The following is a 14,162-nucleotide window of genomic DNA, read 5'->3' as shown; positions in this document are numbered from 1 at the left end:
CCATGACAGCCACGATCACGACCACAGACCCCGCCGCGGGGCACGACGGCGCCGCCGCCCGCGGCCCCCGCCGGGCCACGCGCCCGGGCCGCTTCACCCGCACCCACATCCCGGGTCACGACGGCGTCATCACGACGCCGCGCCCGGAGACGCGCCGCAACCTGGCCACGATCCGCCGCGAGGACGTGCTGCGCCTCGTCGGGGCCGCCGCCGCGTCGCTCGCCGCCACGGGGTGGCTGTTCTCGCAGGTCCTGGCCGCGCAGGGGGCGCTCGGGTTCGTCGCGGTCGCCTACCTGCTGTTCCTGCTGTTCTTCGTCGTGCTCATCGGCTTCGACGACGACCGCGTGACGATCGCCGACCGGGTCGTCGCGGTCGTCATCCACTCCGCGGCCGTGGTGCTGCTGCTGGCGCTCGCGGTCGTCGTGGTCTTCACCCTGGCCCGGGGCTCGGACGCGTTCCTGCACGGGAACTTCTGGACGCAGGACCTCTCGCTCGCCGGCCCGCTGGACCCGCTGACGGTGGGCGGCATGGCGCACGCGGCGGTCGGCACGCTGATCATGATCACGATCGCGCTGGCGATCTCGATCCCGCTGGGGCTGCTGACCGCGGTGTGCCTCGCGGAGTTCCCGAGCCCGTTCACCAACATCGTCCGCACCGTCACGGAGGCGATGACGGCGCTGCCGTCGATCATCTGCGGCCTGTTCATCTACGCCACGTACGTGCTGATGTTCGGCCTGCCGAAGTCCGGTCTGGCCGCGGCGCTGGCCATCACGATCATGATCCTGCCGATCATCATCAGGTCGTCCGACGTGGTGCTGCGCCTGGTGCCGCAGACCCTCAAGGAGGCGTCGCTGGCGACGGGCGCGAGCCACTGGCGCACGGTGTGGCACGTGGTCCTCCCGACGAGCCGCTCGGGGCTCATGACGGCGATCGTGCTCGGCACCGCGCGCGGCATCGGCGAGACGAGCCCCATCCTCCTGACCGCGGGCTACACCACGTTCTTCAACCTCAACCCGCTCACCGGGCCCATGGTGTCGCTGCCGTTCGCGACGTTCACGCTGGTCAAGTCGCCGGAGCCCACGCAGATCGCCCGCGGCTTCGGGGCGGCGGCGGTGCTCATGGCGATGGTGTTCGTGCTGTTCCTGCTCGCGCGCCTGATCGGGGGCAGGGGCGCGGGCGTGCTGTCACCGCGGGGCCAGCGCCGCGCCCGCGCCGCCAGCGCCCGCGACGCCGACCGCTTCGCGAGCCGCGAGCTCGCCGCCGCGGCCGCCGAGTGGGACCGCACCGTCACCCCGCCCCCGCCCGGCGACGGTCCGCCGTCGGGCCCCACCGCACGCGACGACGAGGAGACCTCCCGATGACCGCCCCCCAGCGCGCCCGCCGCGCGCCCGCGCGCTCCGTGACCGCTCGCCTCGGCCATGCCCGCTTCACCGCGGCCCTGCTCGGCCTCGCGATGCTCCTGACCGGCGTCCTGGGGTCCGTCTCGACCGCCCAGGCGGTCGGGTCGGTCCACGCCCCGATCGTGGGGTCGGGCTCCACATGGTCGGCGAACGCGCTGCAGCAGTGGCTCCGCAACGTGTTCAACAACTACCAGTGGAAGATCACCTACTCCGAGTCGGGCTCGACGCAGGGGCGCAACGACTTCGCGAACGGCACCGCGGACTTCGGGGTCAGCGAGATCCCGTACGGGATCAAGAACTCCAACGAGGGCGACCTGCGGCCCCAGCGAGGGTTCGCGTACATGCCGATCGTCGCGGGCGGCACGGCGTTCATGTACAACCTCGAGATCGGCGGGCGCAAGGTCACCAACCTGCGCCTGTCGGGGGACACGCTGGCGAAGATCTTCACCAACAAGATCAAGGTGTGGAACGACGCGGCGATCGCGGCGGACAACCCGCAGCTCGCCCTGCCGGCGACGCCGATCGTGCCGGTGGTGCGCTCCGACGGATCGGGCACGAGCGCGCAGTTCACCATCTGGATGCGCCAGGAGCATACGGCGCTCTGGGACGAGTACTGCGGCGTCGTGAACCGGCCGCTGATCGAGGGTCACTGCGGCGTCACGAGCAACTATCCGACGGCGCCGGGCAGCGGGTTCCAGTCCCGCTCCGGGGCGAACGGGGTCGCGGGTTACGTGGCGCAGTCGCAGGCCGTGGGCGCCATCACGTTCGTGGAGTACTCGTATGCACTGAGCTCCGGGTACCCGGTGGTGAAGATGCTCAACGACAGCGGGTACTACACGGAGCCGACGGCGGCGAACGTGGCGGTCGCGCTGCTGAGCGCCCGCATCAACGAGGACACGACCTCGCCGGACTACCTCACGCAGGACCTGTCGCAGGTGTACGGATCGACGGACGCGCGCACCTACCCGCTGTCCAGCTACTCGTACATCATCCTGCCCACCAAGCTGGAGGCGAGCTTCACCGAGGACAAGGGGCTGACGCTGGCCGACTTCGGTGCGTACTTCCTGTGCGAGGGGCAGCAGCAGGCGGAGACGCTCGGCTACTCGCCGCTGCCGATCAACCTGGTGCAGGCGGGCCAGACGCAGATCCAGAAGATCCCCGGCGGGAACCCGGTGATCAAGGGCATCACCGACTGCAACAACCCCACGTTCAGCCCGGACGGCACCAACCGGCTCGCGAACGAGGCCCCGTTCCCGCCCGAGTGCGACAAGGTTGGGCCCGTGCAGTGCGCCGAGGGCACGGGCGGCGCCAAGGAGACCCCGACGGCGCCCACGAAGAACACAGGCGGGGACGCGGGCGCCTCGGGGCCGGCGGCGACCGGCGCCGACGGCGGGGGCCCCGCCGCGACGGGGACCGACCCGGACGCCGACGGGGCGCAGTCAGGCGCGGGCGATGCGGCGGGCCCGGACGACGCCGCGGCGGCGGCCGCGCTCGACGAACTCGGCGGCGCGACGTCGGGCTCGCTGCTCGCGGCGTCCACTCCGCAGGAGATCCCGTCCGCCGGGACCACGCTGCTCCCGCTGCTCGGGACCGCCGCCGCGGGGGCGGGACTGCTCGCCGCCGCGACGCTGCCGCCCCTGCTCGGCGGCCGCGGCAACCGCGGCGGCCTGCCCACCGACCCGAAGCGCGGCTCGCCGAGCCGGCGCCGCTGACGACCTGATCAGCTCACCAGAGGACCAGGAGACGTGATCGTGAACGAACGCGCGAGGACGAACGGCGCCAGGACCCGCCGCCGGGCGGTGCGGTGGGGCGCCCTCACGACGGTGGCCGCGCTGGTCGGCGTGACCCTGCTCGGCTCGGGCCCCGCAGGTGCCGCCGACGACCCCGCCGGCGGCGGACCGACCGACTCGGCGGTCACCGTGCAGTGGGCGGGCGGCAACCCCGCGGACCTCCAGCGCTACCAGCCGGACCGGGCCCACATGGTCGACGACGCCGACGGCTCAGGGCACTGGGACGACTTCAAGGACCTCGAGGTCACGGTGTCGCAGACCGAGGGACTGATCGACCAGGTCGTCACGGTCACCGCCTCGGGGATGGCCCCGACGGCGCCGTCGGGTGACCCGGGCTACCGGAACAACTACCTCCAGCTCATGCAGTGCTGGGGTGATCCGCTGGGGGAGGACTTCGAGAAGACGTGCCAGTTCGGTGGGTACTCGCCCTCGGAGGTCGGCGGAGGCGGTAAGGACGTGCACCCGGTCGGCAGCACCTATGACCGCGGATGGGTCCACCAGGTCAAGTTCCGGGCCGTGACGGGCCAGGAGAACGAGACCATCGAGGTGCCTGTCGGCGACGGCAGCACGTCACGCAGCAATCGCGGTCTCGGGATCTTCTTCGACGCCTCCATCTCGAACGAGCAGCCCTTCGTCCCGATCGCGGCCGACGGCACCGCCCGGCACAACATGCTGGTGCAGTCCGCTGCCGCCCAGCCGTACCTGGGCTGCGGCGACCCGGAGGCAGCGGGGGAGCGGTGCTGGCTCGTGGTCGTCCCCCGGGGCACGCACTCGGGGTCGCTCGCCGACGGCACGATCTGCGGCAATCGCACCATGGGACCGATCAACACCTTCGGCCGGGAGCTGAAGGGGCAGCACGGGTCGCCCGTGTCGGCGGAGTGCACCTTCTGGGACAACCGGATGGTGGTCCCGCTCAACTTCGAGAACCCGTTCCAGCGCTGCCCCGCCGGGTCGGCGGAGCGGAGCGTCGTCGGCAGCGAGCTGATCGCCGACGCGATGAGCTCGTGGCAGACCGCGCTGTGCGCCGGCGACGGCGGCGCGACGTTCTCCCTCAACACCAACAGCGGCACCCTCACCCGCACCCAGCTCCTGACCGGCACGACCGACTTCGCCGCGGTGGCGGCCCCGCTGACTCCCGACTCGATCGGCACCGCGAACCCGGAGCTGCTCGCCGAGGCCGACCTCGGCTACGCGCCGCTCGCGAACACGGCCCTGACGATCGGCTTCGTGGCCCAGGAGATGGACGGGACGGCGCACACCGACCTGCGCCTCACCCCACGCCTGATTGCCAAACTCCTCACCCACTCCTACAAGTACCACGTCCCGTGGGTGCAGTTCGCGGGCGGCGAGAGGGTGGGCGAGTCGTTCGACGTGCTCGCGAAGCACAGGGTCACCGAGGACGAGGAGTGGATCGCGCTCGGCAACCCCACCGACTTCGGCAACCACGACCGCATGACGTGGGTCGTGTCCGGGCCGAGCGGCGACGACGCGATCCGGCTCCTGTGGCAGTACGTGCAGGCGGACGCCGACGCCCGCGCGTTCCTCCGGGGCGAGCCGGACCCGTGGGGCAACACGGTCAACCCGTACTACCTCCCGGCAGGGCACCCCGGGGCCGCCGGGGGCGGGTACGGGGTGGACCTGTCGCGCGTGCCGCTCGACACCTTCCCCAAGGCCGACCAGACGCTCGACCCGGACCTGGCGACCGCCACCAAGAAGTACAAGGGCGAGCAGATCGACTCCACCGCCTACACGCCGTACGCGCAGGACCTCGAGGACAACGCGGTACGTGTCGCGAGGGCGGACTCCAAGATGCCCGACGAGTGGGACCCCAACTACGTCGCGGTCGGGCTCACGGCGCCCGGCCGCTGGAACCGGAAGACGCCTCCCACCCCCGACCGGCCACAGCTCATGATGGGCCCGGTGACGGCGACGTCGACGGAGCTGTACGGCCTGAGCACCGCGAGCCTCGCGCTCCCGCTGGACCGGACCACGACCGCCGACGACGTCGCGGACGCGCGGGAGTTCGTGGGCTACGACGAGCAGTCGCTGAGCACGGCGATCGCCTCCGGGCCGGTGGACGAGCGCGGGGTCGGCGTCATCGACCTGACCGCGCTGCCCGCCGGCGCCTACCCGCTCGCCACGACGATCCACGCGGCGGTCGACCTGCGCGTGGGCCGCCTGGACGGACCGGCCCGCACCGAGTACGCCCACCTGCTGACGTACGCCGCGACCGACGGCAACGTCGTCACGGGCGAGCGGGGCGGCCTCCCCGAGGGCTACGTGCCGCTGACCGCCGAGCAGCAGACGGCAGCGCTCGCCCTGGCCGATCGGCTGCTCGCACCACCCGGGTCCGGCCCGGACGCCGACGGTCCCGGCGCGGACGGGAACGACGGCTCCGGCGACCCCGCCGGCGCGGGACGTGCCGGGAGGGACACCGGAACGAACGTGTCGGTCCCCGTGGACGGCGACCCGGCGGCCGGTGATCCGTCGTCGGACCCCGGAGCCGACGGCCCCGGTGGACCCACGACGACGCAGGACGAGGCATCGGCCGCGGACGACACAGCGTCGCTGGCCGCGTCGGTCGCCCTGGGCGGCACCTTGCTCGCGGCACTGGCCGGGATGGTCGGCGCGCCATTCCTCCTGCGGCGCCGCGACCTCACCGGCTGAGCGACCCGCCCGCCACCGGCGAGACCAACTCCACACAGGCTTCCCGTGCGGGTCATCACCCCCGCCCGCACGCGGAGGCCCCCCACCCGAGCAGCGAACCGGGGTGAGGGGCCGTGTCCCTGACGGGACGCAAGGTCGCTCGCGACCTGTGAGGGGGAACTCTAGTAGGAAGGCATGCCATGTCCAAGCACCTCCAGCGAGGAGCCCGCGGGTTCCTCGCCGGCGCAGCGACCGCAGCGCTCCTCCTCGGCGGGGCGGCCACCGCCTCCGCCGACCCGATCGACCCGGCCACCGGCCAGCCCGACCTGAACCGGACGGTCGACGCGGTCGGTTCCGACACCACCCAGGACCTCAACAACGGCCTCGCGGCCGTCATCCTGCGCGAGGGGAAGCTGATCTTCGGCTCGTGGGACGCCACCGGCTACTCCCCGATCCAGACCCGCCCGGACGGGCCGTTCTTCGACCGGCCGAACGGGTCGGGCAACGGGTTCACCGCGCTGCGCGCGGCCTGGACCAACGGTCTGTGGAACGGCGTGCAGCTGAGCCCGGCGGACATCCAGGTCTCCCGGTCGTCGAGCGCACCGTCGTCCATCGACCAGAACGGCACGTACGCGTACGTCCCGCTCGCGGTGGACGCGGTCACCTACGCCGTGGACGGGGACAACACCACCGTGCCGCGGGACCTGACCCAGGCGGAGCTCATCGAGATCTACACGTCGAACAACGGTGAGAGCGTCACCATCGACGGCACCGACTACACCGTGGGCGTCCAGGGCAGCGGTGCCGACATCGTGCCGTTCATCCCGCAGGCCGGCTCGGGCACGCGCTCGTTCTGGCTGTCCACGGTCCTGAACGGCGCCACCATCGGTTCGGCGGTGTCGGACACGTACTCGGGCGGCTCGGTGCAGGAGCACGACGGCGCCGTGCTCGCGGACGTCGACAACGCGATCGCGCCCTACTCGATCGCGCAGCACATCGCCCAGGGCAACTCGGCGCAGCTGCAGTCGCTCTACGACGTGACGGTCGCCGACCGCCGCGACGGCGCCGAGCTCGCCACCGTGAACGGCGTCCAGCCGCTCGCGGACGGCGTGCTCAACACGGCGTTCCCGCTGGCCCGGCCGGTGTTCACGGTCGTGCCGCACGCGGCGATCGTCCCGGGCTCCGACATCGAGTACCTGTTCGCCGGCTCCGGCGGCGCCGCGTACCACGCGACGTCGAGCGACGGGACGTACACGATCGAGGACTTCGGCTTTGGCTCCCTCATCAACCGGGGCACCGGCGTGAACGGCGTCCAGATCGGCCTGGGCTTCTACGAGGCCGGGGACACCGAGTCCTACCGCCGCAACTGAGTCCCGCCAGGGACGTGAGCCTCGGGTGAGCTGAGGCCCACGCCGGGGTGTGCCGCCCGCCAGGCGGCGCACCCCGGTTCCACGGCGGCAGTCGGAGCGACCGGCTACCGCCACGCACGCGCTTCTTACCGCCCCGGACCGTCCGGGTCGACCCACGAAGGGAACTCGACGATGCGCTTGACATCGGTCCGCCGTGCGGGCCTCGCGCTGGCCGCCACGCTGGCGGTCGCCCTCGGCGGACTGACCGCCGCTCCCGCCCAGGCGCTGGCTCCGGGCCTGGACCCGGACAACCGCCTGGGTGACCTCACGCTCGACGTCACCGGCGGCGCCATCTCCTGGGCCGGCGGCCCCCAGCGGCTCACCACGGAGACGGGCTGCCCCGAGGGATTCCGCGGTTCGTCCAAGGTGCACTTCATCTGGCCGGACGGCACCTGGGTCACCAGTGGCTCGCAGTTCGTCGCCATGGCCTACGTCGCCGCTGTCGCCGGGAGCGGGCTCGACGGGCAGCCGATCGACCGTGCCAACCTGTCCGAGACGGACGGCTTCCAGAGGTTCGCGTCCAAGTGGAACGGTGCCGGCTACAGCGGCAACAACTTCGACGGTCACAGCGGCGTGGCGACCTACCTGGTCACGTGCGACCCGGGCGAGGCCCCGGCACCGGCAACCCTGCCGTCGAACCTTTCCGGCGTGGGCGACTCGAAGTACTTCTCCGTCGACCTCCGCATCGACTGGGACGACGCAGCGAACCAGGGCACCTGGGAGGTCGTGGACGGGAGCGGCCCGGTCGAGAAGGTCGACACCACCACCACCCTGACCCCGACGGCGGGCAACGACGGCTCGGTCACGCTGACCGCCGCCGTCGGCCCGGCCGCCGCCACCGGCGACGTGACCTTCCACGACGTCACCGACGGCAGCCCCGAGGCGATCGGCACCGCACCGCTCGAGGGTGGCAGCGCCGCCCTCACGGTGGACGAGCTGGAGCCCGACACCGAGTACCGGTTCCGAGCGACCTACGCGGGTGACGGCCAGCACGACGGGTCGGACTCCAACGACGCGGTCGTCACCACGGTGGCCGAGCCGACGGAGCCCCAGGAGGAGGACAAGACCGTCACGGTGACCATCCCGGCGGACGCCAACGGCCTGCACCTCACGGTGTCGGGCGGCGACGTCGCGCTCGGGGTGCCCACGCTCGACGGCTCGACCTACACGTCCACGGGCTCGCTCGGGCAGGTGACCGTCACCGACAACCGCGCCGAGCGGCTGGCGTGGACGCTCAACGGCGAGGTCAGCGACTTCGCCCACGCCGAGCAGGCGTCGGCCAAGATCCCCGCGAGCGCCCTCGGCTGGAAGCCGCAGCTCCAGGGCACCGCGGCCGGCACCGCCGGCGCGGAGGTCGCGGCCGGGCAGGGCGGCGGCCTGTCCTCCCCGAAGCCGCTCGCGCAGGCCACGTCCGGGGTCACGGGCACCACCACCACCGTGGACGCCGCCCTCACGCTCAAGGCCCCGGCCGACAGCGCCCCCGGCGACTACACCGCCACCCTCACCCTGACGCTCATCTGACCCGGGCCGATCCGTTCCCATGAACCCTCTGACGAAGGCAGGAACCATGTCTCAGACCACGACCCGTCGCGCGGCGCGCCTCGCCGCCGCCCTGACGATCGCGCTGGGGGCCGTCCTGGCCGCCCCCGCCGCCCAGGCGGCCAACCCCGTGCTCGACCCCGACACCCGCCTCGGCGGCATCACCCTCGACAAGACCGCGGGGGAGATCACCGCCGCCGGTGGCCCGCGGTCCCTGACGACCGAGGTCGGCTGCCCCGAGGGGTACCGCGGATCGTCGCGCGTGCTGTTCGTGTGGCCGGACGGCACCTGGCCCGCAGCGGTCAGCCAGTCCGACGCCGGGCTCCCCGCGCTGGTCAAGGTGGCCACCTCCCCGATCGCCGGCTCGGGCCTCGACGGCGAGCCGATCGAGCGGACCGGCAGCTCGGCCTCGCGCTGGGCCGCCTACGGCTTCCCCGCCGACCGGTTCGACGGCCGCAGCGGGGTGGCGACCTACGTGATCACGTGCGACCCGGGCGACGCGCCGGGCACGACCTTCCCGCCCGCCGGTGCCGGCGTCGGTGACTCCAGGTACTTCTCGGTGGACGTCCGCCTGAGCTGGGACGACGCGACCAACACGGGCTCCTGGGAGCTCGTGAAGGAGGCCACCACGACGTCCCTGACCGCCGAGAGCGGCTGGAAGGCGGCCACGCTCACGGCCGAGGTCGGCCCGGCCTCCGCGACCGGTGAGGTGACGTTCACGGACGTCGCCACGGGCCGCACGGTCGGGACGGCCACGGTGACCGACGGCGTCGCGACGGTCGACGTGACCGGCCTCAAGCCGTGGCGGTCGTACTCCTTCCGCGCGGAGTACTCGGGTGACGCCCAGCACGACGCCTCGACGTCCGACGTCGTCCGCGTGCGGTGCTGACGCCGTGATCGTCGGCTGACTCTCCGGGTGCCGCGGTCCGCGACGAGCGGGCCGCGGCGCCCCGGCACCCTCTCTCGAAGGAGCACACATGATCGTCCGGAGGAGCGTCGCGACCTGGGCGCTGGCCGCAGCAGTGACCGTTGGGCTCGCCGGGGTGGCCGCACCCGCTCTCGCCGTCGACGGCGACGAGGTCACCTGGAGCGTGCAGCCTTCGTCGCCGGGCGGCCCCGACGGGCGCACCGCGTTCGACTACGCCGTCGCGCCCGGCACCACCGTCAGCGACTGGGTCGCCGTGTCGAACCTCTCCGACGGGGCCGCGACCTTCCGCGTGTACGCCGCCGACGCGACCACCGACTACGACACCGGCGCGTTCACCCTGATCGGCGCCGACGAGCCGTCCGCGGACCTGGGCGCTTGGACCTCGGTGGACTCCGGGACGGCGTCGTGCCCGGGCGCCGCCGACGCGGAGGCTGCCGCCGCGTGCGCCGCCGAGCTCGGCGTCGAGGTCACCCTGGGCCCGGGGGAGCGGGCCGACCTGCCGTTCACCGTCACCGTGCCCGTCGACGCGACGCCCGGCGACCACGCCGCGGGCATCGTCGCGTCGTACGTCTCCGAGACCACCGGCGACGACGGCGCGGCCGTGCGCCGCGAGGACCGCGTCGGCACGCGCGTCTACCTGCGCGTCGACGGCGCGCTCGAGCCCGCGGTCGGCGTCACCGGGGTGGCCACCCGGTACGACGGCGGCGCGAACCCCGTCGGGGGCGGCACCGCCCACGTCGGGTTCGACCTCACGAACACCGGCAACGTGCGCCTCGACGCCACCCCGAGCGTGCAGCTGACCGGGCCGTTCGGCATCGACCTGGGCACTGTGCCCGTCGAGCCCGTCACCGACCTCGTGCCCGGCGGCGTCGCGCACGTCGAGGCCACCCTGCCCGGCGTCCCGCCGCTCCTGCTGCTCTGGGCCGACGTCACGGTCACGGCCACCCCGTCCGGGCAGGCCGCGCCCGCGGAGGGCACCGAGCAGGTCGCCGCCGACGGGACCGACGCCGCGGTCGCTGTGCCGCAACCGGCGGTGGCCCGCGCGTCGAGCACCACGTGGGCCGTGCCCTGGGTGGCGCTCGCGATCCTCGTCGTCGCGGTCGGCGCGGTGACCGCGGTCGTCGTGACCCGGCGTCGCGCCCGCGAGCACCTCGCGGCCGAGCTCGCCGACTACGCCGACCACGTGCGCGCCGAGGCCCGCGCCGAGGTGCTCGCCGCGACGGCCGCACCGCGCGCCGTCGGGCACGACCCCGACCCCACCTCGAGCCACCCCACCGAGAACGAGAGAGCCCGATGACCTCGCAGCCGACCCTTCGAGGGACCCAGCAGCGCGAGCGGAACCACGGCCACGTCGTCTTGCCGCAGGTCGGGGACGTCGTGTCCGGCTCGCGCCCGGCCACGTCACCACGCACCGCTGGTCCTGGTCAGCGGGTCCTACTTGACAACTTCGCCGGCTCCTACCTGACAACTTCGCCGAGACACCTGGCTCCCCGGACCGACAGGCCCGCCACCCGAACCGCACCCCACACGACCGAGAACGAGAGAGCCCGATGAACCAGCGACCCGCCCGCCGCCTGCCGGCGCTGCTCGCCGTCGGCGGGCTGACCGTCGCCGCCTGGTGCGGCCTGGCCGGCCCCGCCTGGGCGGCCGACGACGACGGCACGGGGATCAGCGTGAGCATCCCGACGCCGTCGCCCACGCCGCCCCCGACGACACCGCCCCCGATTCCGCCCCCGGCACCGCCCGTGACGCCGCCCCCGAGCACCACCCCACCACCCGCGGGCGGCGGCACCGTGCCGGGCACCGGGAGCGTGCCCGGCACGACCCGGATCCCCGCCCCGACCGCACCCGGTGCGACGGGCCAGGCCCCGGCGTCGGGCGACCCCGCCGCGCCGGCCGCGGACGGCGCCGCCGAGCCGGCGTGCGTCGACCCGGCCGAGCCCGCGGCGCCGACGGAACCCGCCGAGGAGACCGCCGAGGCCACGGTGGACGCCGACGTGTACCTGCCGGGCGACACGGTGTCCGCCACGGCCACGGGCTTCGCGCCGGACGAGAAGGTGCAGGTCGCGCTCTTCTCCGACCCCGTCCTCGTCGTCGCAGCGGCCGCCGACGCCCAGGGCGCCGTGACCGCCGCGGTACCTGTGGGCGAGGACGTCGCCCCGGGGCAGCACACGCTGCAGCTCGCCGGGTGGTGCGGCACCGTCGTCGCGCAGGCGAAGCTCCTGGTCGGGACGCCGGCCGACGGCGCCGCGGGCGCAGGGCTGAACGTGCCCCGGTGGGCGTGGTGGACGGGCGGCGGCGTCGGGGCGGTCGGCCTCGCGTACGGGGGCTGGTGGGCCCTGCGGACCCTGCGCCTCGGGGCGGGGGTGCCGGCATGAGCACCGTCGTCGACTCCGGGCCGGACACCGAGACCCCGACCGGCACCCGCGCGCCCGACGAGCCGGCGCCCCCGCGGCCGTCGGACGTCTACGCGCCGCCGCCGTCGGGCCGCGGGCCCCGGCGGGCCCGACGCCGTCCCGCGCTGCCCGCCCCGGCCCCGCGCCCGCCGGCGCCCCGCGACAGCCGCTGGTGGGTCGGCACCGCGATCCTCACCGTGTCGCTGCTGCTGCTCGGGTTCGTCGCGCACGCCACCCTGTTCTCGTCCTTCCAGCACCACCGCACCCAGACCCTCGCCTACGACGAGCTGCGCACCGGGCTCGCGAAGGCGACGACCCCGGTGGGGCAGCTCGACTTCGAGGAGGAGCTCGTCGCCGACGGCACGCCCGTAGCGCTGCTGCAGATTCCCGCGATCGGGCTCACCGAGGTGGTGCGCGAGGGCACCGACTCCGGCGTGCTGCGCGGCGGGCCCGGCCACCGGCGCGACTCCGTCATGCCGGGGCAGAGCGGCCCGTCGATCCTGCTCGGGCGCCAGCTCGCCTACGGCGGCCCGTTCGGCGACCTGGACCGGCTCGTGCCCGGCGACGAGATCGTCGTCACCACCGGCCAGGGCGTGCACACCTACACCGTGCTCGGCCAGCGCCGGGCCGGCGACCCGCTGCCCGCCGATCTCGACGCCGACGAGGGGCGCCTCGAGCTCATGACCGCCGACGGGTTGCCGCTGTTCCCCTCGGGCGTGCTGCACGTGGACGCCCAGCTGACGTCGGCGGTCCAGGAGACGCCCGTCAAGGTGCTGTACACCCCCGCGCTGCCCGACTCCGAGCGCGAGATGGGCGCGCAGTCCGACGCCTGGTTCACCGCGTTCTTCGTGCTCGTGCTGTTCACCGCCGCCGGCGTCGCCGTCGTGTGGCTCTGGCGCACCTGGGGACGCCGGCACGCCTGGGTGATCGGCGTGCCCCTGCTGGTGGCGCTCGGCGTCACCGCGGCGGACCTCGTCATGGACGCCCTGCCCAACCTGCTGTGACCGAGTTCCACGACCCCGAACCGAGGAGAGACCGATGACCATTCCGACCGACCGGACCACGGTCCTGGCGGCCGCGGCGCCGCCCGACGCGCCGTCGGCCGTGGCCGATCCCACCGTCGCCGAGCCCACCGTCGCCCAGCCCGCGCCCCCGTCGGGCGCGATCACCGACGCGTCGCCCGCGCGTCCGATCCCGCCACTCGGTCTGGACGTGGGCGAGCCCGCGGACGCGCCGACGCGGACCCTGTCGGCCCTGCACGCCCGGGAGATCTCCGCCTGGTTCGGCAGCCACAAGGTGCTCGAGAAGGTGTCGCTCTCGATGCCGCCCGGGCAGGTCACCGCCCTCATCGGACCGTCCGGCTGCGGCAAGTCCACGTTCCTGCGCATCCTCAACCGCATGCACGAGCTCGTGCCGTCGGCGGCGCTCGCCGGGCAGGTGCTGCTCGACGGCGACGACATCTACGACCGGAGCAAGAAGCTCCAGGATGCCCGCAAGGACATCGGGATGGTGTTCCAGAAGCCCAACCCGTTCCCCGCCATGTCCATCTACGACAACGTCGTGGCCGGGCTCAAGCTCACCGGCCGCAAGGTCTCGCGCGACACCAAGGACGAGATCGTCGAGCGGTCGCTGCGCTCGTCCGGCCTGTGGAACGAGGTCAAGGACCGCCTGCGCCAGCCCGGCGGCGGCCTGTCCGGCGGGCAGCAGCAGCGCCTGTGCATCGCGCGGTCGCTCGCCGTCACGCCCAAGGTGCTGCTCATGGACGAGCCCTGCTCGGCGCTCGACCCGACCTCGACGCGCGTCATCGAGGAGACGATGTCCGAGCTGCAGAAGGAGGTGACGATCGTCATCGTCACGCACAACATGCAGCAGGCGCAGCGCGTGTCCCAGCAGTGCGCGTTCTTCCTCGCGTCGCAGGGGACGCCCGGCGCGATCGTCGAGTACGGCGACACGGAGGCGATGTTCTCCGAGCCGCAGGACGAGCGCACCTACGACTACGTCAACGGCCGCTTCGGCTGAGGCCGGGACCAGGACGAGGACCGAGGACCGAGGAC

At 73.7% G+C, this 14,162-nt stretch carries 10 protein-coding genes; all 10 read left to right on the top strand.

Features of this window, described 5'->3' with window-relative positions; translation table 11 throughout:
* The first annotated feature begins 2 nt into the window (after positions 1-2).
* The 10 genes from pstA to pstB all read left to right on the top strand — a co-directional run bounded on the left by pstA (position 3) and on the right by pstB (position 14,127).
* Positions 3-1,361 carry a phosphate ABC transporter permease PstA gene (gene pstA / locus AC4H2H_RS03655; protein WP_494369462.1) on the top strand — a complete coding sequence of 453 codons (1,359 nt, stop codon included), beginning with the start codon at positions 3-5 and terminating at the stop codon, positions 1,359-1,361.
* On the top strand, positions 1,358-3,112 hold the full coding sequence (locus tag AC4H2H_RS03650; RefSeq protein ID WP_494369461.1) for a phosphate ABC transporter substrate-binding protein PstS: 1,755 nt from the start codon (positions 1,358-1,360) through the stop codon (positions 3,110-3,112). Before pstA ends, AC4H2H_RS03650 begins: the two co-directional genes overlap by 4 nt.
* A 39-nt stretch (positions 3,113-3,151) precedes the next feature.
* Positions 3,152-5,857: a hypothetical protein gene (locus AC4H2H_RS03645; protein ID WP_494369460.1), complete on the top strand. Its 2,706-nt coding sequence runs from the start codon at positions 3,152-3,154 to the stop codon at positions 5,855-5,857.
* Positions 5,858-6,036: 179 nt separating this feature from the next.
* The gene (locus AC4H2H_RS03640; RefSeq protein ID WP_494369459.1) at positions 6,037-7,206 is read left to right on the top strand and encodes a substrate-binding domain-containing protein; all 1,170 of its coding nucleotides are present in this window, start codon (positions 6,037-6,039) and stop codon (positions 7,204-7,206) included.
* Positions 7,207-7,377: 171 nt separating this feature from the next.
* Positions 7,378-8,766: an Ig-like domain-containing protein gene (locus tag AC4H2H_RS03635; protein WP_494365056.1), complete on the top strand. Its 1,389-nt coding sequence runs from the start codon at positions 7,378-7,380 to the stop codon at positions 8,764-8,766.
* Between the two features lie 46 nt (positions 8,767-8,812).
* Positions 8,813-9,673, top strand: coding sequence for an Ig-like domain-containing protein (locus AC4H2H_RS03630; protein ID WP_494369458.1), 861 nt, complete (start codon positions 8,813-8,815; stop codon positions 9,671-9,673).
* An 88-nt stretch (positions 9,674-9,761) separates the two neighbouring features.
* On the top strand, positions 9,762-11,009 hold the full coding sequence (locus AC4H2H_RS03625; RefSeq protein WP_494369457.1) for a hypothetical protein: 1,248 nt from the start codon (positions 9,762-9,764) through the stop codon (positions 11,007-11,009).
* A 253-nt stretch (positions 11,010-11,262) separates the two neighbouring features.
* On the top strand, positions 11,263-12,090 hold the full coding sequence (locus tag AC4H2H_RS03620; protein ID WP_494369456.1) for a hypothetical protein: 828 nt from the start codon (positions 11,263-11,265) through the stop codon (positions 12,088-12,090).
* Positions 12,087-13,112, top strand: a complete 1,026-nt coding sequence (locus tag AC4H2H_RS03615) for a sortase (RefSeq protein WP_494369455.1) — start codon at positions 12,087-12,089, stop codon at positions 13,110-13,112. The genes AC4H2H_RS03620 and AC4H2H_RS03615 overlap by 4 nt, the downstream gene beginning before the upstream one ends.
* Positions 13,113-13,353: 241 nt before the next feature.
* The gene (gene pstB / locus AC4H2H_RS03610; RefSeq protein WP_494365369.1) at positions 13,354-14,127 is read left to right on the top strand and encodes a phosphate ABC transporter ATP-binding protein PstB; all 774 of its coding nucleotides are present in this window, start codon (positions 13,354-13,356) and stop codon (positions 14,125-14,127) included.
* Positions 14,128-14,162 lie beyond the last annotated feature (35 nt).

This window comes from Cellulosimicrobium sp. BMG9.22, assembly GCF_059159975.1.
The sequence above is the reverse complement of the archived record's forward strand: the minus strand, read 5'-3'. Positions and strand labels throughout refer to the sequence as shown.